The organism is Streptomyces sp. NPDC058045 (assembly GCF_042885635.1).
Taxonomy (GTDB): Bacteria; Actinomycetota; Actinomycetes; order Streptomycetales; family Streptomycetaceae; genus Streptomyces.
The window spans coordinates 1-22,107 of sequence record NZ_JBHVRR010000075.1 but is presented as its reverse complement, the minus strand read 5'-3'; the positions used below and the strand labels follow the sequence as shown (position 1 = coordinate 22,107).

The 22,107-nt window shown below is 72.0% G+C and carries 19 protein-coding genes; 10 read left to right on the top strand and 9 right to left on the bottom strand.

What is annotated here, in order from left to right:
* Window positions 1–118 precede the first annotated feature (118 nt).
* The 4 genes from ACFVST_RS27505 (at window position 119) to ACFVST_RS27490 (ending at window position 5,676) form a co-directional block, all read left to right on the top strand.
* Window positions 119–1,654 (top strand): MFS transporter, encoded by a 1,536-nt coding sequence (locus ACFVST_RS27505; protein ID WP_390156296.1) that lies wholly within the window; start codon window positions 119–121, stop codon window positions 1,652–1,654.
* 136 nt (window positions 1,655–1,790) lie between these two features.
* Window positions 1,791–3,584, top strand: a complete 1,794-nt coding sequence (locus ACFVST_RS27500; protein WP_390156295.1) for a DEAD/DEAH box helicase — start codon at window positions 1,791–1,793, stop codon at window positions 3,582–3,584.
* Between the two features lie 341 nt (window positions 3,585–3,925).
* Window positions 3,926–4,567, top strand: coding sequence for an IclR family transcriptional regulator (locus tag ACFVST_RS27495; RefSeq protein ID WP_390156294.1), 642 nt, complete (start codon window positions 3,926–3,928; stop codon window positions 4,565–4,567).
* Window positions 4,568–4,887: 320 nt separating this feature from the next.
* Window positions 4,888–5,676 (top strand): S16 family serine protease, encoded by a 789-nt coding sequence (locus ACFVST_RS27490; protein ID WP_390156293.1) that lies wholly within the window; start codon window positions 4,888–4,890, stop codon window positions 5,674–5,676.
* Between the two features lie 49 nt (window positions 5,677–5,725).
* On the opposite strand, the gene ACFVST_RS27485 is transcribed toward ACFVST_RS27490, so the two are convergent.
* The 5 genes from ACFVST_RS27485 to ACFVST_RS27465 are packed head-to-tail and all read right to left on the bottom strand — an operon-like array spanning window position 5,726 to window position 10,094.
* Window positions 5,726–6,709, bottom strand: a complete 984-nt coding sequence (locus tag ACFVST_RS27485; protein WP_390156292.1) for a glycine betaine ABC transporter substrate-binding protein — start codon at window positions 6,707–6,709, stop codon at window positions 5,726–5,728.
* Complete coding sequence (locus ACFVST_RS27480; RefSeq protein ID WP_390156291.1) at window positions 6,706–7,614, bottom strand: ABC transporter permease; 909 nt, start codon at window positions 7,612–7,614, stop codon at window positions 6,706–6,708. Before ACFVST_RS27480 ends, ACFVST_RS27485 begins: the two co-directional genes overlap by 4 nt.
* Window positions 7,611–8,870 (bottom strand): betaine/proline/choline family ABC transporter ATP-binding protein, encoded by a 1,260-nt coding sequence (locus ACFVST_RS27475; RefSeq protein ID WP_390156297.1) that lies wholly within the window; start codon window positions 8,868–8,870, stop codon window positions 7,611–7,613. Before ACFVST_RS27475 ends, ACFVST_RS27480 begins: the two co-directional genes overlap by 4 nt.
* 40 nt (window positions 8,871–8,910) lie before the next feature.
* On the bottom strand, window positions 8,911–9,558 hold the full coding sequence (locus ACFVST_RS27470; protein WP_390156290.1) for an ABC transporter permease: 648 nt from the start codon (window positions 9,556–9,558) through the stop codon (window positions 8,911–8,913).
* A gap of 59 nt (window positions 9,559–9,617) precedes the next feature.
* Window positions 9,618–10,094, bottom strand: coding sequence for an Lrp/AsnC family transcriptional regulator (locus ACFVST_RS27465; protein WP_390156289.1), 477 nt, complete (start codon window positions 10,092–10,094; stop codon window positions 9,618–9,620).
* Window positions 10,095–10,250: 156 nt separating this feature from the next.
* Here ACFVST_RS27465 and hppD point away from each other — a divergent pair, with 156 nt between their 5' ends.
* On the top strand, window positions 10,251–11,408 hold the full coding sequence (gene hppD, locus ACFVST_RS27460) for a 4-hydroxyphenylpyruvate dioxygenase (protein ID WP_390156288.1): 1,158 nt from the start codon (window positions 10,251–10,253) through the stop codon (window positions 11,406–11,408).
* 96 nt (window positions 11,409–11,504) lie between these two features.
* Here the strand turns inward: hppD and ACFVST_RS27455 are convergent, their stop codons facing one another.
* Window positions 11,505–13,025 (bottom strand): hypothetical protein, encoded by a 1,521-nt coding sequence (locus tag ACFVST_RS27455; protein ID WP_390156287.1) that lies wholly within the window; start codon window positions 13,023–13,025, stop codon window positions 11,505–11,507.
* 97 nt (window positions 13,026–13,122) lie between these two features.
* Between ACFVST_RS27455 and ACFVST_RS27450 the strand changes: the two genes are divergently transcribed.
* Window positions 13,123–14,493 carry an FAD-binding oxidoreductase gene (locus ACFVST_RS27450; RefSeq protein WP_390156286.1) on the top strand — a complete coding sequence of 457 codons (1,371 nt, stop codon included), beginning with the start codon at window positions 13,123–13,125 and terminating at the stop codon, window positions 14,491–14,493.
* Between the two features lie 37 nt (window positions 14,494–14,530).
* Here ACFVST_RS27450 and ACFVST_RS27445 read toward each other — a convergent pair whose 3' ends face one another.
* Window positions 14,531–15,013, bottom strand: a complete 483-nt coding sequence (locus ACFVST_RS27445; protein ID WP_390156285.1) for an SsgA family sporulation/cell division regulator — start codon at window positions 15,011–15,013, stop codon at window positions 14,531–14,533.
* Window positions 15,014–15,300: 287 nt separating this feature from the next.
* Between ACFVST_RS27445 and ACFVST_RS27440 the strand changes: the two genes are divergently transcribed.
* Both ACFVST_RS27440 and ACFVST_RS27435 read left to right on the top strand, forming a co-directional pair.
* Complete coding sequence (locus ACFVST_RS27440; RefSeq protein WP_390156284.1) at window positions 15,301–16,743, top strand: RDD family protein; 1,443 nt, start codon at window positions 15,301–15,303, stop codon at window positions 16,741–16,743.
* Window positions 16,744–16,806: 63 nt separating this feature from the next.
* Window positions 16,807–17,553 carry an RDD family protein gene (locus ACFVST_RS27435; RefSeq protein ID WP_390156283.1) on the top strand — a complete coding sequence of 249 codons (747 nt, stop codon included), beginning with the start codon at window positions 16,807–16,809 and terminating at the stop codon, window positions 17,551–17,553.
* Window positions 17,554–17,591: 38 nt separating this feature from the next.
* Here the strand turns inward: ACFVST_RS27435 and ACFVST_RS27430 are convergent, their stop codons facing one another.
* A complete protein-coding gene (locus ACFVST_RS27430) occupies window positions 17,592–17,879 on the bottom strand; it encodes a hypothetical protein (RefSeq protein ID WP_390156282.1) in 288 nt (95 codons plus the stop codon).
* Between the two features lie 414 nt (window positions 17,880–18,293).
* Here ACFVST_RS27430 and ACFVST_RS27425 point away from each other — a divergent pair, with 414 nt between their 5' ends.
* Entirely contained in the window at window positions 18,294–20,708 is a 2,415-nt protein-coding gene (locus ACFVST_RS27425) for an immune inhibitor A domain-containing protein (protein WP_390156281.1), read from the top strand.
* Between the two features lie 121 nt (window positions 20,709–20,829).
* Window positions 20,830–21,228 carry a hypothetical protein gene (locus ACFVST_RS27420; RefSeq protein ID WP_390156280.1) on the top strand — a complete coding sequence of 133 codons (399 nt, stop codon included), beginning with the start codon at window positions 20,830–20,832 and terminating at the stop codon, window positions 21,226–21,228.
* An 18-nt stretch (window positions 21,229–21,246) separates the two neighbouring features.
* Here the strand turns inward: ACFVST_RS27420 and ACFVST_RS27415 are convergent, their stop codons facing one another.
* Window positions 21,247–21,834 (bottom strand): isochorismatase family protein, encoded by a 588-nt coding sequence (locus ACFVST_RS27415; RefSeq protein WP_390156279.1) that lies wholly within the window; start codon window positions 21,832–21,834, stop codon window positions 21,247–21,249.
* Window positions 21,835–22,107 lie beyond the last annotated feature (273 nt).

Below are 22,107 nucleotides of genomic sequence, written 5' to 3'. Positions count from 1 at the left end.
CCCCCCGTTGCCCGGAGGGCAGGGGGGACTTTCCGGACACGACCTAGGGCCAATGGACCACCGTGGCGCCGCCCACCGACAGGAGTCACCCGGGGGTGGGCCCCTTACCCTGAGAGGCATGACCACCCCCGAGTCGCGCGACACCGATGTCGCGCCCCCGACTACCCGGACCGGCACCCCGGCCGAGCTCTCCCCGTCCACCCCGCTCCCCGCCCCGGACACCGGCGACCCCGGCGGTGGAGTGCTCGGGCGCCCCTACCGCGCCCTCAGCATCGGCATCGTCTCCGTCGTCCTGCTGATCGCCTTCGAGGCGACGGCGGTCGGCACCGCGATGCCGGTCGCCGCACGCGAGTTGCACGGGGTGTCGCTGTACGCCTTCGCCTTCTCCGCGTTCTTCACCACCAGCCTCTTCGGGATGGTGTTCTCGGGGCAGTGGGCCGACCGGGACGGGCCGCTGGCGCCGCTCGCCGCCGGCATCAGCGCCTTCGCCGCGGGCCTGCTCATCGCGGGCACCGCCGGCGCGATGTGGGTGTTCGTCCTGGGCCGCGCCGTACAGGGCCTCGGCGGCGGCCTGGTCGTCGTCGCCCTGTACGTGGTGGTCAGCCGGGCCTACCCGGAGCGGCTGCGGCCGTCCATCATGGCGGCGTTCGCGGCGGGTTGGGTGGTGCCGTCGGTGGTGGGGCCGCTGCTGGCCGGCACCGTCACCGAACACCTGGGCTGGCGCTGGGTGTTCATCGGCATCCCGGTCCTGGTGGTGCTGCCGCTGGGGCTCGCCCTGCCGCAGATCCGCAGCCGCGCCGCCGGCCCGGTCCCGGACGCGGCGGGCGACGGGACGGGTGCCGAGGAGACGGGTGCCGAGGCGCGTCCCGGCCGCCGCATCCGGCTCGCGCTCGGCGTCTCGCTCGGCGCGGGCCTCCTCCAGTACGCCGCCCAGGACCTGGTGTGGCTGTCGCTGCTGCCGGCCGCCGCGGGCCTCGCGCTGCTGGTGCCGTCCGTCCTCGGACTGCTGCCCCGCGGCACCTACCGGGCCGCCCACGGCCTGCCGTCCGTGGTCCTGCTGCGGGGGATCTCCGCCGGTTCCTTCGTCGCCGCGGAGTCCTTCGTACCGCTGATGCTCGTCACCCAGCGCGGACTGTCGCCGACCATGGCCGGGATGTCGCTGGCGCTGGGCGGGGTGACCTGGGCGCTGGGCAGCTTTGTGCAGTCCCGGCCGCGGTGTGCGCCGCACCGGGTGCGGCTGGTGACCGGCGGGATGGTGCTGGTGGCGGCGGGCGTGGCGGCCGCGCCGAGTGTCCTGATCCCGGCGGTGCCGGCCTGGACGGTGGCGGTGGCCTGGGCGTTCGGCTGCTTCGGCATGGGCCTGGTGATCTCCTCGACCAGTGTGCTGCTGCTGGAGCTGTCCGCCCCGCACGAGGCGGGCGCCAACTCGGCCGCCCTCCAGATCTCCGACGGCCTGTCCAACGCGGTCCTGCTCGCCGCGGGCGGCGCCGCCTTCGCCGCCCTCGGCGGCGGCACCGTGGCCACCCACACCACCCACGCCACCACCGGCTCCCACCCGGCCGCCTTCGCCGCCGTCTTCCTCCCGATGTCCGCGGTCGCCCTCGCGGGGGTGTGGGTGGCGCAGCGGCTCCGAACGGCACCCGACCGGAGCTGAACCGGACCCTGGCGTGAGGTACTTGGTCACGTGACGCTCGCCACAGGGTGGTGGTCGGTCCCGGGCGCCCGACCCGTCCCGCCCTGGGTAGGGTGGCCCGGTTCCCGTCCGCCGTCGAGTGACCGAACCGGAGACCGTGAGTACCGCAGCCGCCACCTCCTCGCATCACCTCTCGCCCGCCTTTCCCGGCCGTGCACCCTGGGGTACGGCCGGAAAGCTGCGTGCCTGGCAGCAGGCGGCGATGGACCGGTACGTCCAGGAGCAGCCCCGTGACTTCCTCGCCGTGGCGACGCCCGGCGCCGGCAAGACGACCTTCGCGCTGACGCTGGCGTCCTGGCTACTGCATCACCATGTGGTGCAGCAGGTGACGGTGGTGGCGCCGACGGAGCACCTCAAGAAGCAGTGGGCGGAGGCCGCCGCCCGGATAGGGATCAGGCTGGACCCGGAGTACAGCGCGGGCCCCCTGAGCCGCGAGTACCACGGTGTGGCCGTGACGTACGCGGGTGTCGGGGTGCGGCCGATGCTGCACCGCAACCGCGTCGAGCAGCGCAAGACGCTGGTGATCCTGGACGAGATCCACCACGCCGGCGACTCCAAGTCCTGGGGCGAGGCCTGCCTGGAGGCGTTCGAGCCGGCCGCCCGCCGCCTCGCCCTCACCGGCACCCCGTTCCGCTCCGACACCAACCCGATCCCGTTCGTCGCCTACGAGGAGGGCGACGACGGGATCCGCCGCTCCGCCGCGGACTACACCTACGGCTACGGCAGTGCCCTCGGGGACGGTGTGGTCCGCCCGGTGATCTTCCTCAGCTACAGCGGCAATATGCGCTGGCGCACCAAGGCCGGTGACGAGGTCGCCGCCCGCCTCGGCGAGCCCATGACGAAGGACGCCGTCTCCCAGGCCTGGCGTACCGCGCTGGACCCGCGGGGCGAGTGGATGCCGAACGTGCTGGCCGCGGCGGACCGGCGCCTCACCGAGGTCCGCAAGGGCATCCCGGACGCCGGGGGCCTGGTCATCGCCTCCGACCAGGACTCGGCCCGCGCCTACGCCAAGCTGATCCGCGAGACCACCGGCGAGACGGCCACCGTGGTCCTCTCCGACGACACCGGCGCCTCGGACCGGATCGACGAGTTCAGCCACGGCGACGGGCGCTGGATGGTCGCGGTGCGCATGGTGTCGGAGGGCGTGGACGTGCCGCGGCTCGCGGTCGGCGTGTACGCCACCACCATCTCGACCCCGCTGTTCTTCGCCCAGGCCGTGGGCCGCTTCGTACGGTCCAGGCGCCGCGGCGAGACCGCCTCCGTCTTCCTGCCGACCATCCCCGATCTGCTGGGCTTCGCGGGCGAGATGGAGGTGCAGCGGGACCACGTCCTGGACAAGCCGAAGAAGCAGGGCGAGGACGATCCGTACGCCGAGTCCGAGAAGGAGATGGCCGAGGCCGAGCGGCAGCAGGATGAGGACACCGGCGAGCAGGACATGCTGCCCTTCGAGGCGCTGGAGTCGGACGCCGTCTTCGACCGGGTGCTGTACGACGGCGCCGAGTTCGGGATGCAGGCGCACCCGGGCAGCGAGGAGGAGCAGGACTACCTCGGCATCCCGGGCCTGCTGGAGCCGGACCAGGTGCAGATGCTCCTGCAGAAGCGGCAGGCCCGGCAGATCGCGCACAGCCGCAAGAAGCCCGCCGAGGAGGCCGATCTCCTCGAACTGCCCGCCGAGCGGCGGCCGGTGGTCTCCCACAAGGAACTGCTGGAGCTGCGCAAGCAGCTCAACACGCTGGTCGGCGCCTACGTCCACCAGTCGGGCAAGCCGCACGGCGTGATCCACACCGAGCTGCGGCGGGTCTGCGGCGGCCCGCCCTCCGCGGAGGCCACCGCGGGCCAACTCCGCCAGCGCGTCGACAAGGTACGGGAGTGGGCCACCCGGATGCGGTGACGACCGTGCGACCAGGGCGCGGGCCGTTCGCGCGGGGGGTCTGTGTATTGCTGCGGGGGCAACGTAACGGGGTAATTCCGGATGCTGTTCGCGTTGCGGCTGCCCGGATTCTGGACGGTGTCTTCCGCTCAGCGGACCGGATCGCTAGATTCCCGGCTACGCACACGCCCCGTGGCAGCGCCGCCGCGGAGCGCAGCCGGTGCGACGGCGACCGGTACGGAAGCGCCACCTTCCGCGGGACGCCTGCCGACCGGCGGCCTCTGAAGCGCGTCGCCGAAGGGAACCGGCGCCGCACGCCCAGCCGAGGAGACCGCCACCCCGACCACGAAGGAGTGGGCGTCGTGACCGCGGAGACCTCCCAGACGCTCGACCGGGGACTGCGGGTCCTCAAACTGCTCGCCGACACCGACCACGGGCTGACCGTGACCGAGCTGTCCAACCGGCTCGGCGTCAACCGGACCGTCGTCTACCGGCTGCTGGCCACCCTGGAGCAGCACGCCCTGGTCCGCCGCGACCTCGGCGGACGGGCCCGGGTCGGACTCGGTGTGCTGCGGCTCGGCCGCCAGGTGCATCCGCTGGTCCGCGAGGCCGCCCTGCCCGCGCTGCGCTCCCTCGCCGAGGACATCGGCGCCACCGCCCATCTGACCCTGGTGGACGGTACGGAGGCGCTGGCGGTGGCCGTCGTCGAACCCACCTGGACCGACTACCACGTGGCGTACCGCACCGGCTTCCGGCATCCGCTGGACCGCGGCGCGGCCGGCCGTGCCATCCTCGCCGCCCGGCAGGGCGGGCTCACCGACCCCGAATACACCCTCACCTTCGGCGAGTTGGAGGCCGGCGCGAGCGGGGCGGCGGCGCCGCTGCGCGGGGTGACGGGGGTGGAGGGCAGCGTGGGCGTGGTGATGCTCTCGGACTCGGTACCGGAGCGGGTGGGGGAGCGGGTGGTGGACGCGGCGAAGGAGGTGGCGGAGGCGTTGCGCTAGCCGCGTTTTCGCTCGGCGCTTTGCCGGTGCGGGTTCTTTTGGGCGGGGCTCTTTGTGCGGGGGCGCGCTTTTTGCGCAGTTCCCCGCGCCCCTGGGGTGTGCGGTTGCTCCGTGGGCCTCAAGGTTTGCGGAGTTCCCCGCGCCCCTTAAAGATTGCGCAGTTCCCCGCGCCCCCGAGGGGGTGTGCGGTTCTTCCGCGGGCCTCAAGGTTTGCGCAGTTCCCCGCGCCGCTCAAAGATTGCGCAGTTCCCCGCGCCCCTTAGCCGAGGGCGCGGGGAGCTGTGCGAAGGCGGGGTGGGTGGGCGGGATAGATTGGGTGGGTGTTTTTTCGCCGGGGCCGTCCCCTCACGTTTGCCGCCTGTGCCAGTCCCGCTGTCGCGCTGGTCGCGACCGCCGCGTTTGCCCCGCTTCCGTTCTCCGTGGCGCAGCCGGGGGTGACCGCGGATGTGCTCGGTAGCTACAAGGGCGACGAGGTGATCCGCATCACGGGTGCCGCGGTGCGGAGAACCGACGGCCAGTTGCGGATGACGACGATCGTGGCGACGGGTCCGGACGCCCGGATCGGCCTCGGGGATGTGGTCGACGGCTGGTTCCGTGACGACCGGGCGGTGATGCCCAGGGACGCGGTCTATCCGAGCGGTGGCACGACCCAGCAGATCGAGCGGCACAACGCCCAGGAGATGACGCGCTCGCAGGACGCGGCGACCTCGGCCGCCCTGGCGTATCTCGGCAAGAGCCCGGATCAGGTGAAGGTGCGGCTGAAGCTGGCCGACATCGGCGGGCCCAGTGCGGGGCTGCTGCTTTCCCTCGGTGTGGTCGACAAGCTGGCCGGCGACGGTCACGGTGGCGATCTGACCGGTGGCCGCACCATCGCCGGTACCGGCACCATCACCGCCGACGGCAAGGTGGGCCCGGTCGGCGGGGTGGGCCTGAAGACGCAGGCGGCGCGGCGGGACGGGGCCACGGTGTTCCTGGTGCCGAAGGCGGAGTGCGGGGAGGCCAAGGCCGAACTGCCGTCCGGGCTGCGGCTGGTGGCGGTGTCCACCCTGAAGGGCACCCTGGACTCGCTGGCGAAGATCCGCCGCGGCGAGCCCGCCCCCGCCTGCTGAACCTCTCCTGAACCCTTGCTGAACGGCGGGGCGGCGGGCTCCCGTTGCCTCACTTCTTCTTGACGAAGCCCTCCTGCTCCATCCACTCCAGCGCCACCTGGTGCGGGTCCTTCCCCTGGACGTCGACCTTGGCGTTGAGTTCCTGCGCGACGGTGTTGTTCAGCTTCCGGGTGACGGGTTCGATGACCTCCGCCATCGCCGGATACTTCTTCAGCGCCTTGGAGTTGATCTCGGGGGCGACGTTGTAGTTCGGGAAGAAGTGCTTGTCGTCCTTCATCACCTCCAACTGCATGGCCCGGATGCGGCCGTCGGTGGTGAAGACCTCGCCGTAGGTGCAGGAGCCCTTGGACACCTGGGTGTAGATGATGCCGCCGTCCATCTTCTGGAGCCGCGAGGACGGGATGTTCAGGCCGTACGCCTTCTGCATTCCGGGCAGTCCGTCCTCGCGGGAGGCGAACTCGCTCTCCACGCACAGCGACACCGCCCCCGGCTCCTTCCGCGCCAGTGCCGCCACCTCGGAGAGTGAAGTGGTTTTGTACTTGCGGGAGTTGGCCTGGTTCAGGGCGAGTGCGTAGGTGTTGTTCAGGCGGGCCGCGGGGAGCCAGGTGATGCCGTTCTTGAGGTCCGCCTCGCGTACCGCGACCCACTGCTGGTGCGGGTCGGTGATGGGCTTGGTGTTGCCCTGGTAGGTGATCCACGCGGTGCCGGTGTACTCGTACATGGCGTCCGCCTGGCCCTTCTTGACGGCTTCGCGGGCGCCGATGGAGCCCTGGATGCCGGTGCGGTCCAGTACGTCGGCACCGGCGGCCTGGAAGGCGATGCCCATGATGGCGCCGAGGACCAGTTGTTCGGTGAACTCCTTGGAGGTGACGGTGAGATGGGCGCCGTCGAGGGGCTTGCCCTGCCCGATGGAGCCGGGGTCGACCTGGTCCGCCATGGGCGAGCCGCTGGTCAGCCCGCAGGCCGCGAGCAGCGCACCGGCCAGCGCGGCCGCGGCACCGGTCCGCAGCAGGGGATGTGCGGGGCGCCTCATCGGCCCACCTCCAGGCCGCGGGGCCGCAGCAGCAGTTCCGCCAGGGACGCCAGCCAGTCCACCGTGAGCGCCAGCACCACCGTGAGGATGGAGCCGAGTACCAGGATGGGCATCCGCTGGTTGGTGATGCCGGTGGTGATGAGGTCGCCGAGTCCGCCGCCCCCGCCGAAGGTGGCGAGCGTCGCGGTGCCCACGTTCAGGACGAGCGCGGTGCGCACCCCGGCGAGGATCAGCGGTACGGCCAGGGGGAGTTCGACCTTGCTGAGGACGCCCAGCGGGGACATCCCGATGCCGCGGGCCGCCTCCAGCAGGGTGGGGTCGTTGGCCTGGAGCCCGGCGATGGTGTTGGACAGCACCGGCAGCAGGGCGTAGATGATGATGCCGACCAGGGCGGCCTTCTCGCCGATGCCGATCCAGATGACCAGCAGCGCCAGCAGGCCGATCGCCGGGGTGGCCTGCCCGATGTTGGCGAGCACCACCGCGAACGGGGCGGCCTTGCGGGCGCCGCGGCGGGTGAGCAGGATGCCGCCGGGGATGGCGATGATCAGCACGAAGAACGTGGAGATCGCGGTGAGTTGGATGTGCTGCCACAGCCGCAGCCGCACATTGTCCGCGGTGAGCGAGTTGCGGGAGATGGAGTCCAGGGCGGCGCCCCGGTACCACAGCCAGGTCGCCACCAGCACCGCGGCCAGCAGCGCCGGCAGCACCACCAACTGCGGCCAGGTGATCCGCGGCCTGGTACGGGCGGAGGCGGCGGGGGACGCCGGGGACTGCTCGCCCTCCTCGCCCGAGTCGAGGAAGTCGACGCCCTTCACCTCGTGGCTGCCCGGCGGGCGCCCACCCGGCTCCGCGGGGCGGTGCCGGGTGCTGCCACCAGCGGGCGGCGGCGCGTCCCGCGGCGTCACGCCCCGGCCTCCCGGCTCGCGCCCTCCTGCGCCAACTCCCTCTGGTGCTGGCGTTGTTCGGCCAGTTCGTGCTGGTGCTCCAGCGCTTCCAGCCGGTCCGCCTCCAGGAGTTCCTGTACCGAGTTCATCAGCGTCTCCATGTCGACCACCCCGGTGTACTCGCCGCGCCGCCCGGTCACCGCGACCCTTCCGGCGTTGTCGGTGAGGACCGCCTCCAGGGCGTCGCGCAGGGTGGCGTCCCGGGTGACCGTGTCGTGGACGAGGGTGCCGGCCCGGGCCAGGGAGCCCTTGGCCCGCATCAGGTCGCCGCGCCGCAGCCACTTGTAGGGGCGCCGCCGCTTGTCCAGCATCAGGATCTCGTTGGTGCGGCCGGATCGGAGCTGGTCGAAGATGTCCTGGAGCGGGTCGTCGACACCGACCGTCGGATAGGTGCGCACCTCGACGTCCCGTACCCGGGTGAGGTTGAGGCGTTTCAGGGCGGCTCCGGCGCCGACGAAACCGGAGACGAAGTCGTCCGCCGGGTTGGTGAGGATGGCTTCCGGGGTGTCGAACTGCGCGATGTGCGAGCGCTCCCGCAGCACGGCGATCCGGTCCCCGAGTTTGATCGCCTCGTCGAAGTCGTGGGTGACGAAGACGATGGTCTTGTGCAGTTCGTGCTGGAGCCGGATCAGTTCGTCCTGGAGGTGGTCGCGGGTGATCGGGTCGACCGCGCCGAACGGCTCGTCCATCAGCAGCACCGGCGGATCGGCCGCCAACGCCCTTGCCACACCCACCCGTTGCTGCTGCCCGCCGGACAACTGGCGCGGATAGCGGCCGTGGAACTCGCCCGCGTCCAGACCCACCAGGTCCAGCATCTCCTCCACCCGGGACGCGATCCGCTTCTTGGACCAGCCGATCATCCGCGGCACCTGGGCAATGTTCTGCGCGACCGTCATGTGCGGGAACAGCCCGGAGGACTGGATGGCGTACCCGACCTGGCGGCGCAGCTTCACCGGGTCGATATGGGTGACGTCCTCGCCGTTGATGGTGATCCGGCCGGACGTCGGCTCGATCAGCCGGTTGATCATGCGCAGGGTGGTGGACTTCCCGCAGCCGGACGGGCCGACCAGGATGATCGTCTCCCCGGCCCTGACCTCCATGGTGACGTTCTCCACCGCGGGCGAGGGGTTCCCCGGGTAGCGCTTGGTGAGGTTGTCGAGCTCGATGGTGGCGCCGGTGGTGTCCCCGCCGCCGGGCGCGGTGGCCACCGGCGCCAGGACCTCGTCCGGCTCGGACACCGAGGCGTCGTCAGTGGTCTCAGACACGGATCCCCCTCGGGATGGTCAGCCGGCCGATCAGGATGTACGCGAAGTCGAAGAGCAGGGCGAGGACGATGATGCCGAGGGTCCCGGCGAGCACCTGGTTCAGCGCGTTCTTGCTGCCCAGCGAGGCGATACCGCGGAAGATCTCATTGCCGAGGCCCGGCCCGGAGGCGAAGGCGGCGATGGCGGCGATGCCCATCAGCATCTGGGTGGAGACGCGGATGCCGGTGAGGATCGGCGGCCACGCCAGCGGCAGTTCGACCCGCAGCAGCCGGGCCGCCCGGGACATGCCGATGCCGTTGGCCGCGTCCACCAGCGTCGGGTCCACCCCGCGCAGCCCCACGATGGCGTTCCGCACGATCGGCAGCAGCCCGTACAGGGTCAGCGCGATCACGGTGGGCGGGACGCCGAGGCCCACGATCGGGATGAGCAGGCCGATCATCGCCAGCGAGGGGATGGTGAGAATGGTCGAGGTGGACGTGGTGGCGACATTGCCGGCCCAGTCGCTGCGGTACGTCACCACTCCGATGAGGACACCGACGAGGGTCGCCACCACCATGCACTGGAAGACCGCCGACGCGTGCTGGCCGGCGTCCGCCAGCAACTGCTGTCGGCTGCCCGCCAGGTAGTCCCAGAAGTTCATCCGCACCACCCGCCTCACTGCCCGCACCGCCCATGGCGGTCTCTCGCCGGCCGGGCGCGTCAGGCGCCGGCATCCTGGGCTGCCTGCTCCACCAGCGGGATCACCCGCAGCGGAACGGGGTTCTCCATGACGATCGCCGTGGCGGCCCGGACGATGCCATCAAAACCCACCACCCGGTCGATCACCCGTTGGAGATCGGCGTTGGAGCGGGCCACCAGCCGGCACAGCATGTCGCCGCTGCCGGTGGTGGTGTGCAGCTCCAGCACCTCCGGCACAGTCGTCAAGTGGGCCCGTACATCGGCTCCTTGGCCCTGCCGGATCTCCAGGGTGGCGAAGGCGGTGACCGGGTAGCCGAGGGCCGCCGGGTCGACCTGGGGGCCGAATCCGCGGATGACTCCGTTCGACTGAAGCCGGTCCAGACGGGCCTGTACGGTGCCGCGCGCCACCCCCAGCCGGCGGGACGCCTCCAGCACCCCTATCCGCGGTTCCCGTGCCAGCAGCACGATGAGCCGCCCGTCCAGTCGATCGATCGCCATGGCCGCCTCCCGGGGCTTTGCCCGTGGTCATCCTGTGGGTCGCTCCGCTGGTCATCCTGTACAGATCACCCGTCGAAGGCGGTCCGGTACTGGTCAGGTTGTCCAGCGAACACGCAAACTATTGCGCACCTTGTGGTTGGGCGGGAGCCTGCGGATATGGCCACCTCAGCGCACACCCAGTCCGCCCCCACCCCCGACACCGCCCGGCAGGCCGATCCCTTCCCGGTGAAGGGCATGGACGCGGTCGTCTTCGCCGTGGGCAACGCCAAGCAGGCCGCCCACTACTACTCCAGCGCCTTCGGTATGCGCCTCGTCGCCTACGCCGGGCCGGAGAACGGCAGCCGGGAGACCGCGAGTTACGTCCTGGAGAACGGCTCCGCCCGCTTCGTCCTCACCTCCGTGATCAAGGCGAGCACCGACTGGGGCCGCTTCCTGGAGGGCCATGTCGCCGAGCACGGCGACGGTGTCGTCGACCTCGCCATCGAGGTCCCCGACGCCCGCGCCGCCTACGCCTACGCCACCGGGCACGGCGCCCGCGGCCTCGTCGAGCCGCACGAGGTCAAGGACGAGCACGGCACCGTCGTCCTCGCCGCCATCGCCACCTACGGCAGGACCCGCCACACCCTGGTCGAGCGCTCCGGCTACGACGGCCCCTACCTGCCGGGCTACACCGCCGCCGAGCCCATCGTGGCCCAGCCCGCCCGCCGCACCTTCCAGGCCGTGGACCACTGCGTCGGCAATGTGGAACTCGGCCGGATGAACGAGTGGGTCGGCTTCTACAACAAGGTCATGGGCTTCACCAACATGAAGGAGTTCGTGGGCGACGACATCGCCACCGAGTACAGCGCCCTGATGTCGAAGGTCGTCGCCGACGGCACCCTCAAGGTCAAGTTCCCGATCAACGAGCCGGCCGTCGCCAAGAAGAAGTCGCAGATCGACGAGTACCTGGAGTTCTACGGCGGCGCCGGCGTCCAGCACATCGCGCTCGCCACCAACGACATCGTGGAGACGGTCCGCACCATGCGCGCGGCCGGTGTGCAGTTCCTCGACACCCCGGACTCGTACTACGACACCCTCGGCGAGTGGGTCGGCGACACCCGGGTGCCGGTCGAGACGCTGCGTGAGCAGAAGATCCTCGCCGACCGGGACGAGGACGGCTACCTCCTCCAGATCTTCACCAAGCCGGTCCAGGACAAGCCGACCGTCTTCTTCGAGATCATCGAGCGGCACGGCTCCATGGGCTTCGGCAAGGGCAACTTCAAGGCACTGTTCGAGGCGATCGAGCGCGAGCAGGACAAGCGCGGCAACCTCTGACGCACACCCCTTCGCCCTCCGCCCGGAGACTGCCCCGCCCCGCCCGCGACCTGGTCAAACCGCAGGCGGGGCGGGGCCGTTGGGGTACGAGATGTCTCAACCGGCGGGCGCGGGTGGCGTGTTCGCCTCTGTCTGCGAGGGGCTGGCCCCCAACTCGTCGCCCGCCTCGGTCGGTTCACCCGGCTCACCCAGTGCCGCCAGCCCCTCGCGGGCGCGCGGGGCGTCCAGCGGGGAGAAGTACGGGTCGATCCGCAGCGCGTCCGCCAGCAGCCGCCGCGCCGCCCCCGCACGCCCCAGAGCCCGCTCGCTCTCCCCCTGGTGGTAGGCGAGTCGGGCGTCGCGCACCCCGGTGGCCGCCGCCTTCCGCGCCACCGCCGCCGCCCGTACATCCTGGCCCGCCCGGTGCAGCGCCCAGCCCAGGGCGTCGCCCACCGCCGCCCCCGGAGCCCGCCGCCACTCGGCCGTCAGTATCCGTACCGCGGCCCGCGGGTCCCCGTGGTCCGCCTCCAGCCGCCCCAGTACCAGCGAGCCCCGCACCCCGTACCCCGCGGCCCTCCGCACCAGCGCCCGCACCTGTGCGTACCGCTGCCCGGCGGCTGCCGTCCGGCCCTGCGACTCGGCCAACTCGCCTGATTCCAGGGCGGTCTGGGTGTCGGGGCGGGCCGTGAGCGACGCTCGGTAGGCGGTCTCGGCGGGTGCCGTCCGGCCCAGTGCGGCCAGTGCGCGGGCCCGCCCGGCCAGCGCCTCGCCCTGCCCCGGCACCGCCCGCAGCGCCGCCCCGAACCAGCGCAGCGCCTCCCCGTACTCCCCGCGGTCCGCGGCCAGTTGACCCGCCAGGACCCGCAACGCGGCCTGCTCCGCAGGGTGTTCGGCGAGCGCCGCCCCGTCCTCCGCCGCGGCCGCCGAGTCCTCCCGCCGGCCCCGGCCCGCGTAGAGCACCGCCGCCGCGGCCCGCGCCACCGCACCCGGATGCCGGGCACGCAACTCCTTCAGCGCCCCCTCGGCGGCCTTCTGCTCGCCCAACTCGGCGTAGACCGGCACCAGTACGGCATACGCCTGCCACGGCCGCCGCTCCCCGCTCACGGCCCGCTCGCCCCAACTCCGGGCGGTGGAAGGGTCGTTGCGGGCAGCGGCCAGGGCGGCGAGACCGGTGAGGGCGGCCGGGCCGGCGCCGCGCCCGGCCTTCAGCGCGGTGCGCAGGTCCTGCTCGGCCGACCGCAGCCCCTCGGGCCGCCCGGCCGCCACCGCCTGCCCGGTACGGGCCGCACCGAGCACCGCCCACGCCGCCGCGTCCCCGGGACGGGACCGGGTACGGCGGGCGATGTCCCGTACCAGCGCGGCCAGTTGGGCCCGATCGGCGGGGGCGCCCGCGGTCACCGCGGCCCCGGCGGCCGCCTCCCGGGCCGCCCGTCCCGGCGGTGGCGGCGGGCCGGGCGTGGCGGGACCGGGCAGCAGCGACAGCCCGCAGCCCAGCACCAGGCAGCCCGCCACCGCCCCGGCCACCGCCCGCCCGCCGGGCAGCCGGTCCGAGGCCGCGGCGGGCGGCGGCGCCGAGGGCGGCGGCACCCCGGCGGAACGTTCCTGTCGCCGGGCGGGACGTCGGGTGCGCAGAGACATGCCGCACACCATGCGCCCGTACGACCAACGCCTCCCGCGCCCGGATGGTGCGCCCTGACGGGTTCACACCGGTGGCCCCGGCTGCCACAGTGTGATCATGAGCCGCACACTGGTCGAAGAGCTGCGAGCCGGGCTGCCCGAGGAAGCCGTCCTCACCGACCCGGACGTCACCGCCTCCTACGCCCACGACATGGCGAGCTTCTGCGAGGCCGGCACCCCCGCCGCCGTCGTCCTGCCCCGCACCGTGGAGCAGGTCCAGCACGTCCTGCGCACCGCCCACCGGCTGCGGGTGCCCGTCGTCCCGCAGGGCGCCCGTACCGGCCTCTCCGGCGCCGCCAACACCACCGAAGGCTGTATTGCGCTCTCCCTGACCAGGATGGACCGCATCCTGGAGATCAACCCGGTGGACCGGGTCGCCGTCGTCGAACCGGGTGTCGTCAACGCCGTCCTCTCCCGCGCCGTGGCCGAGCACGGCCTCTACTACCCGCCGGATCCCTCCAGTTGGGAGTCGTGCACCATCGGCGGCAACATCGGCACCGCCTCCGGCGGCCTCTGCTGCGTCAAGTACGGCGTCACCGCCGAGTACGTCCTCGGCCTCGATGTGGTCCTCGCCGACGGCCGCCTCCTCACCACCGGCCGCCGCACCGCCAAGGGCGTCGCCGGATACGACCTCACCCGCCTCTTCGTCGGCTCCGAGGGCAGCCTCGGCGTCGTCGTCCGAGCCGTCCTCGCCCTGAAGCCGCAGCCGCCCCAACAGCTCGTACTGGCCGCGGAGTTCGCCTCCACCGCGGCCGCCTGCGACGCGGTGTGCCGGATCACCGAAGCGGGCCATGTCCCGTCCCTGCTCGAACTGATGGACCGCACCACGGTGCGCGCCGTCAACGCGATGGCGCGGATGGGCCTGCCGGAGAGCACCGAGGCACTGCTGCTCGCCGCCTTCGACACCCCGGACCCGGCCGCCGACCTCGCCGCCGTCGGCGGCCTCTGCGAGGCGGCCGGAGCCACCGGAGTCGTCCCCGCCGAGGACCGCGCCGAGTCCGAACTCCTCCTCCAGGCACGCCGGTTGTCCCTCACCGCACTGGAGGCCGTCAAGGGCACCACCATGATCGACGACGTCTGCGTGCCCCGCTCCCGCCTCGCCGACCTGCTGGCCGGCGTCGACCGCATCGCCGCCGAGTACGACCTCACCATCGGCGTCTGCGCCCACGCGGGCGACGGCAACACCCACCCCACCGTCTGCTTCGACGCCGCCGACCCCGACGAGGCCCGCCGCGCCCGCGAGTCCTTCGACGCGATCATGGCCCTCGGTCTGGAACTCGGCGGCACCATCACCGGCGAACACGGCGTGGGCGTCCTCAAGAAGGACTGGCTCGCCCGCGAACTGGGCCCCGTGGGCGTCGAGATCCACCACGCCGTCAAGTCCGCCCTCGACCCGCTGAACCTCCTCAACCCGGGCAAGGTCCTCTGAACCCGCACCGCCCGCACCCTCCCGTTCCAGGGCGCCCTCACTCCCCGTCCGTCGACTCGTCGGACGGCCACGGGTCGGTGAGCCAGAGGCCGTCCTGGGCGCGGCCGGTGGTGGGAGTGAGCAGCTCGGCGAGGCCGTCGTCGATACCGAGCCGCTCGGCCTCACTGCCCGGCGGCACCGCCCGCAGGGTCCGCTCCAGCCAGGCCGAGACCGGCGCCGTGGGCGCCTCCAGCAGCGCGTCCCCCTCCGGGGAGCTGAGCGCCATCAGCACCACGCTGCGCCCGTTGACCTTCGTCGGCCACACCCGCACATCGCCGTGCCCGCAGGGCCGGAACACCCCCTCCACCAGCAGCTCACGCGCGAAGGTCCAGTGCACCGGGCACGAGGACCCGACGTGGAAGGTGATGTGGATCGCGTACGGGTCGCTGACGCGGTAGCTGAGCCGGGCGGGTACCGGGACGCTGCGGTCCGGTGACAGCACCAGCTTCAGTTCGAGTTCTCGTTCCACCACGGTGTTCATCTGCCGTGCTCCTCGGTCCTCGGGTGTGCCGCGTGGTCGTGGCCAGGGCGCCTGGTGCGGCCCTGCACCCGTAGAGAGCGGGCAGGTCCGGGAGCATTACGCGGGTTCCGGGAAGTTTTTTTCGCGAGTTCTCAGCGGGCTCCGGACGGGCGTCCGGGACCGGTGTGGCCGGGCTGTGCGGCTTGCCCGGAAAGTGGTCGGTACCGCCCAAGGGGTCCGGCTCATGCGCCAGGTCTGGTAGATGTGGTGCTCCAACAGAATCCCCGAGCAGATACGGGACGACGGTCATGAGCGCCCCCCTTCCGGCACCCGGCGACGACAGGCCCCGCGAGGGCTACTATCCGGACCCGTCCATCCCCGGCTATGTCAGGTACTGGAACGGTGTTTCCTGGGTGCCCGGCACCAGCCGTCCGGCGCCGATGGCGGGCGAGTCCCTGCCGGCGCCGCAGGGCGCGGGAAGACCGCAGCCGGCCGCCCCCGAGGTGGAGGAGACCGGCCCGCACTTCTTCGACGAGGACCCGCCCGCCGCGACCGGCGCCCCCGCCGGGCCGGAGGACGACCGGGCCCGCCCCGAGCCGGCCTCCGCGTGGGGCGCCGATGTGTCCCGGCAGTCCGGCTTCGGCGGCGCACCGGACCACCGGGTCTCCTGGGGCGCGCCGACCGGCCCCGACCCCCGCGTCCCGCAGGACCCCCGCCCGGCGGCCGAAACCCCGGCGGACCCCTCGCCGTCCGACGACCGATCCGGCGGCGGCCCCTCGGATGACTACCGGTCCGACGGCACCATGACCATCCGCGGCCTGGGCCGCGACGCCGCCCGCACCGGCCCGGACGGTACCGCCGCCGACGGTGACGACGAGGCGAGCGGCACCATGATGATCCGCCGCCCCGACGCCCGTGATCTCGCCGCGGCCGCCGAGCGGGGTGCGCGGTCCGAGGCGGTCAGCGAGGGGACCATGGCGATCCGCGCGGTGGACGTCGAGTCGGCCCGCCGCGCCGGCGCCGCCCCCGGCCAGGTCCCGCCGCAGACCCGGCACCCGGAGCAGACCTCCCCGCAGGGACCGCAGGCGGCGCCCCTCCCGGACCCGTCCCCGGAGCCGGAGGCCGGTGGTGGCCGGGGCTCCTGGGCGCAGCAGGTCCAGCACCTGGCGCAGTCCCCGGCGGGCGGGGAGCGCGAGCAGGCCGTGGTGCCGTGGAAGCCGCCCGCCGAGGACCCGTTCCTGGCGGTCGCCCAGGCGCAGGCGTCGGCCCGCCCGGCGCCGCTCGGCAGGCGGTTCGCGGCCCGGCTGCTGGACTCGGTGGTGCTGGGCGCGGTCTGTGCGATCGCCGGAGTACCGCTGCTCGGCAAGGCCGCGGACCATGTCGACGGCAAGATCGACGCGGCGAAGCAGTCCGGCCGCACCGTCACCGTCTGGCTCCTGGACGGCACCACCGCCGCCTACGCCGGGGCCTTCGTCCTCGTCCTCCTCCTCTTCGGCGTCCTGTACGAGGCGCTGCCCATCTCCCGCGGCGGCCGCACCCTCGGCAAGCGGCTGCTGGGCATCGAGGTGCGGGACATCGAGGGGCACCGGGCCCCCGGCTTCGGCGCGGCCGTGCGGCGCTGGCTGGTGTACTGCGTACCGGGGCTGCTGCTGATCGGCGTGGTGGGGGTGGCCTGGTGCCTCTTCGACCGGCCGTGGCGCCAGTGCTGGCACGACAAGGCGGCCGGCACCTTCGTCGCGTCCTCTTCGTAGCCGCCTCATCCGGACGGGCGCCCGCCGGATGCGGGCCGGGCGGGTTCGGGGTCGACTCGGGCCATGACTACCGAACCGCCTGAGAACGACCCCTCCCAGGACCCGTTCCGGAAGCCCCCGCCGTCCGGCCCCGGCGGGGGAGACCCCTACGGCGCAGGCGGCACACCCGGCGGCGACCCCTACGGCGGCGGCGCACCGGGGGCCGGGCCGTACGGCGGCGGATCAGGCGGCCCGGGCGGCGGCCCGTACGGCGGTGGCGGCGGTCCCGGCGGCGGCCCCTACGGCGGCGGCCCCTACGGCGGCGGCCCCTACGGCGGCGGCCCCTTCGGTGGTGACCCCTATGGTGCGGATCCGCTGGCCGGGATGCCGCCGCTGGCGAGCGGCGGGAAGCGGGTGCTGGCCCGGCTGATCGACATGATCATCGTCGGTCTGGTGGTCTGGCTGCTGAGCGTGGCCTTCGGCATCGGCCAGTTCAACGTCAACTCCAACCATGTCAACTACGCCAGCGGAGTAGGCCAGTCCGTGCTCGCCGCCGTGCTGTACACCGCGTACGACACGGTGTTCATCAGCCGTACCGGGCAGACGCCGGGCAAGCAGTTGCTGAAGCTGCGGGTGGCGAATCTGCACGACGGGGCGACGCCCTCGGTGCAGACCTCGCTGACCCGGGCGGCCGTGCTGTGGCTGCCGTTCGCCTTCTGCTGCGCCTGCATCTGGACGGCGATCTGCGGCGGCTGGTCCTTCTTCGACCGGCCCTACCGGCAGGGCCTGCACGACAAGGCGGCCAAGACCGTCGAAGTCAGCACCGAATAACGGCAGTTGACGGGGGAGCGGCCAGGCTCGGCGTGGGTTCAGGCCGCTTCGGTGCCGTGGACGGCGGTGTGGTGCTGGGCCGGGACACGCACCTCGGCCGGCCCGGCAGCCGTACCGGACTCCGCCCCCGCTCCGGGCCGCCGGGCGCGCGCGGCACCCGGTGTCCGTACGGTCACGGCGACCAGTACCCCCAGGGTGACGGCGGCCACGGCGATCACCGCCACGCCCACCGTGCCGCGTGCCCCGGAGAGCAGCAGCATGGCGAGGTCGGAGAGTACGACGGTGAGGACACCGTAGAGGAGCTGTGCGGTGCTCGGACGAGCCATGGCGTTATCCGTCCTCGGGACAGACGATCGGTCGGGGCAGGCGCCAACGGGCGCCGAACGGGGCGGACTTGGCGTGCGGCACCGTTCCCCAGCATTCTCAGGGGCTGAATGCCCTGACGGGTCGCCCGGCAAGCGTGACGTGACCCACGCGGTGGCCCGGGGCGGGTGCACAGGGGGCGCACGGAGTCAAAGAGTCCGTCATGTCGCCTGTGTGACGCGCCTGTTGGCTCTGCGCCGGATGTCCGGATAACGGAGTGTGGCGACTGCATAGTGCACCTGACTTCTTCGCGTCAAGGTCTGTCTTTTCTTGCGTTACTCCGGTCCAATGTCGTCACTTGTGACGCGTACATGCGCGCGGACCCCCGGACCGGGAATCCCGGCCGCGCCTGGGGACGCGGGGGAGGAATACACCAAGTGAGAAGCAGACGACGGACGTTCAGAGCGAGCGCGGTGGTCGTGGCACTTGCCACGGCCACCGCTACGTTCTCGGCGGCTGTGGCCACCGCCCAGCCCGGGAACGACACTCCGGCCGCCGCCGGGGTGCACCGCCAGGACCCGGCGCCGGGACCCGGCGACTCCGGCCACGACCTGGACGGCCCCTTCAGCAAGAAGCAGGCCGCGCAGCGCGAGGCCGCGCTCAAGCAGGTGCTCAAGGGCGACAAGAAGGTCAAGCAGGACAACGGCTCCAAGGTCGTCAAGCTGGACGACAAGAAGTACGTGGAGCTGGGCCGGGAGAAGACCGACAAGATCTTCACCATCCTGGTCGAGTTCGGCGACAAGGTCGACGACACCACCATGTACGACCCGGACGGCCCGGACGGGCCCGAGGACCCGGTCGTCAAGTACGGCGGCGACCCCGGCCCCGGCCACAACGAGATCGCCGAGCCGGACCGCAAGAAGGACAACAGCACCGCCTGGCAGGCCGATTACAACCAGGCCCACTTCCAGGACATGTACTTCGGGTCCGGCAAGGACAAGAAGGGCAAGCAGAAGCACTCCCTGAAGACCTACTACGAGAAGACCTCCTCCGGCCGCTACTCGGTCGACGGCGAGGTCTCCGACTGGGTCAAGGTCCAGAGCAACGAGGCCCGTTACGGCTCCAACTACTGCGGCGCCAGCACCTGTTCCAGCGTCTGGGACCTGATCCGCGACGGCGTCACCGCCTGGGTCGCCGACCAGAAGGCCAAGGGCAAGTCGGACGCCGACATCAAGGCCGACCTCGCCCAGTACGACCAGTGGGACCGCTACGACTACGACGGCGACGGCGACTTCAACGAGCCGGACGGCTACATCGACCACTTCCAGATCGTGCACGCCGGCGAGGACGAGTCGGCGGGCGGCGGCGCCCAGGGCGAGAACGCCATCTGGGCCCACCGCTGGTACGCGTACGGCAGCGACGCCGGGAAGACCGGCCCCGGTGAGAACCAGGCCGGCGGCACCCAGATCGGCGACACCGGCATCTGGGTCGGCGACTACACGATGCAGCCGGAGAACGGCGGCCTCGGCGTCTTCGCCCACGAGTACGGCCACGACCTGGGTCTGCCGGACCTGTACGACACCTCCGGCGGCGGCGAGAACTCGGTCGGCTTCTGGTCGCTGATGTCGGCCGGCTCCTGGCTGGGCACCGGCAAGAACGAGATCGGCGACATGCCCGGCGACATGACCGCCTGGGACAAGCTGCAACTCGGCTGGCTCAACTACGACAAGGCCAAGGCCGCCGTCAACTCCCAGCACAAGCTGGGTGTTTCGGAGTACAACACCAAGCACCGGCAGGGGCTGGTGGTCGATCTGCCGAAGAAGGCGGTCACCACCAAGGTGGTCAAGCCCGCCCAGGGCGAGAAGCAGTGGTGGAGTGACAGCGGCGACGACCTCAAGAACACCCTGACCCGCTCGGTCGACCTCACCGGCAAGTCCGCCGCCGAATTCAGCCTCCAGGGCTGGTGGGACATCGAGAACGAGTACGACTTCCTCTACACCGAGGTCTCCACCGACGGCGGCGCCAACTGGACCCCGATCGAGGGCACCGCCGACGGCAAGCCCCTCCCGCGGGACGCCGCCGACCGCCCGGTGCTGACCGGCAAGTCGGGCGCGTACAAGAAGCTGGTCTTCCCGCTGAACGACTACGCGGGCAAGAAGTTCGACCTCCGCTTCCGCTACTCCACCGACGGCGGCCTCTCCCTCAAGGGCTTCACCGCCGACGACATGAAGCTCACCGCCGACGGCGAGACCGTCTTCGCGGACGACGCCGAGGGCGACGACAACGGCTGGACCTCCAAGGGCTTCTCCCGCATCGGCGAGTCCTTCACCAAGGACTACGAGCAGTACTACGTCGCGGAGAACCGGCAGTACGTGTCGTACGACGAGACCCTCAAGGTCGGTCCGTACAACTTCGGTTCGAAGAAGCGGCCGGACTGGGTGGAGCACTACCCGTACCAGAACGGCCTGATGGTGTGGCTGTGGGACACCTCGCAGAAGGACAACAACACCAGCGTCCACCCGGGCGAGGGCCTGATCCTTCCGGTCGACGCCCACGCCAAGCCGATGAAGTGGTCGGACGGCACCATCCTGCGGAACAAGATCCAGCCGTTCGACGCGCCGTTCTCGATCGCCTGGACCGACGGCTTCACGCTGCACAAGAACGACGTGGCGCTGAAGGTCCGCCCCCAGCCCGGCGTCCGCACCTTCGACGACCACAACGGCGTCTACTGGTACGCGTCGAACCCGACGGGAAGCGTCAAGGTTCCTGACACCGGCACCGAAATCAAGATCATCAAGGAGCCCAAGAGCGGCGACACGATGACCGTCGAGGTCGGGGCAGCCAAGAAGTAGAAGCTGTTTGTGCAGGTCACAGTGGTATCGGCCGTCGCCCCCTAGCGGGCGGCGGCCGATCGTGTTTAGGTGCCTCCTGTAAATCCGTTATTGACACGATGTCTCACGGGGGTGTGACCGAATGGCTGCAGGAGGCTATTGCAAGCTGCCCGGCGGCAATGTGGTGGTGGCCATGAACCTGCCGAGCCCGGCCTCGCCCGGCTCGGTCCGGGTGCTGGTGCACGCGAGGAACCGGGCCCGCGCCCTGACCAGGCTGCGGAACCTCGGGCTGCGCGCGGTCTATCTGCGCGGCAACGCGGAGCCGCCCACCCCGGACGAGGTCACCGCCGTACTGCACCATCCGGACGGCCTGATCTGGCGCGCCGCCCAGCAGCCACCGCACCGGGACGTGCATCCCCGGCCGTATCTCGTCTCCCAGCGGCGCCCAGGTACGCAGCCCGCCCCACAGCCGTCCACCGATTCGCAGCCGGAACTGTGGCACCCCATCCGCACCCTCCTCCCCAGACCGGTGCGGCCGTGAGGGGTGGGGCGGGCGGGATCAGAGGACCGGCTTGCCGCTGAGGGCGACGCCCCCGGCGGCAAGCTCCTCGACGGCGCGTTCCGTGGTCTCCGCCGCGACGCCCGCCGTCAGCGACAGCAGCACCCGGGTGGTGAAGCCCTCGCGGGCCGAGTCCAGCGCGGTGGCGCGTACGCAGTGGTCGGTGGCGATGCCGACCACGTCGACCTCGGTGATCTCGCGGGCGCGGAGCCAGTCGGCGAGCGTGCTGCCGTTCTCGTCCCGCCCCTCGAAACCGCTGTACGCGGCCGCATACTCGCCCTTGGAGAAGACCGCGTCGATCGCCCCGGAGGCGACGGCGGGCGCGAAGTTCGGGTGGAAGCCGACGCCCTCGGTGCCGGCGACGCAGTGCGCGGGCCAGGAGTCCCGGTAGTCGGGCCGGTCGGAGAAGTGGTCGCCGGGCGCGATGTGGTGGTCCCGGGTGGCTACGACGTGCTGGTAGCCGGGGCCGCCGGCCTGGCCGATCAGCTCGGTGATGGCGGCCGCCACATCGGCGCCGCCCGCGACCGCGAGGCTGCCTCCTTCGCAGAAGTCGTTCTGCACGTCTACGACGATCAGTGCGCGGCGCATGGTGTCTGTCCTTCACAAGCGGGGTCGTTGGCTGGTGGGGGGATCGAACGGGACGGGTGGGGCGGGTGGGACGCCGGAGGCGGTGGCCCCGGGTCCGCAAGGGAGCACCGGGGGCGGACAGGGACGTGCCGTTGCATTCCCGCTCACCCGCCGTTCAACCACCTGGGCCCGGCCCGACCGGGGCTAGGCCGTGTCGTTTGGATCTCCGTGGAGCAAGGAGCGGGGTCTGGTGCGTGCTCTCGGTGCGCCGGCCAAGCGCCCTCGTACTGGACG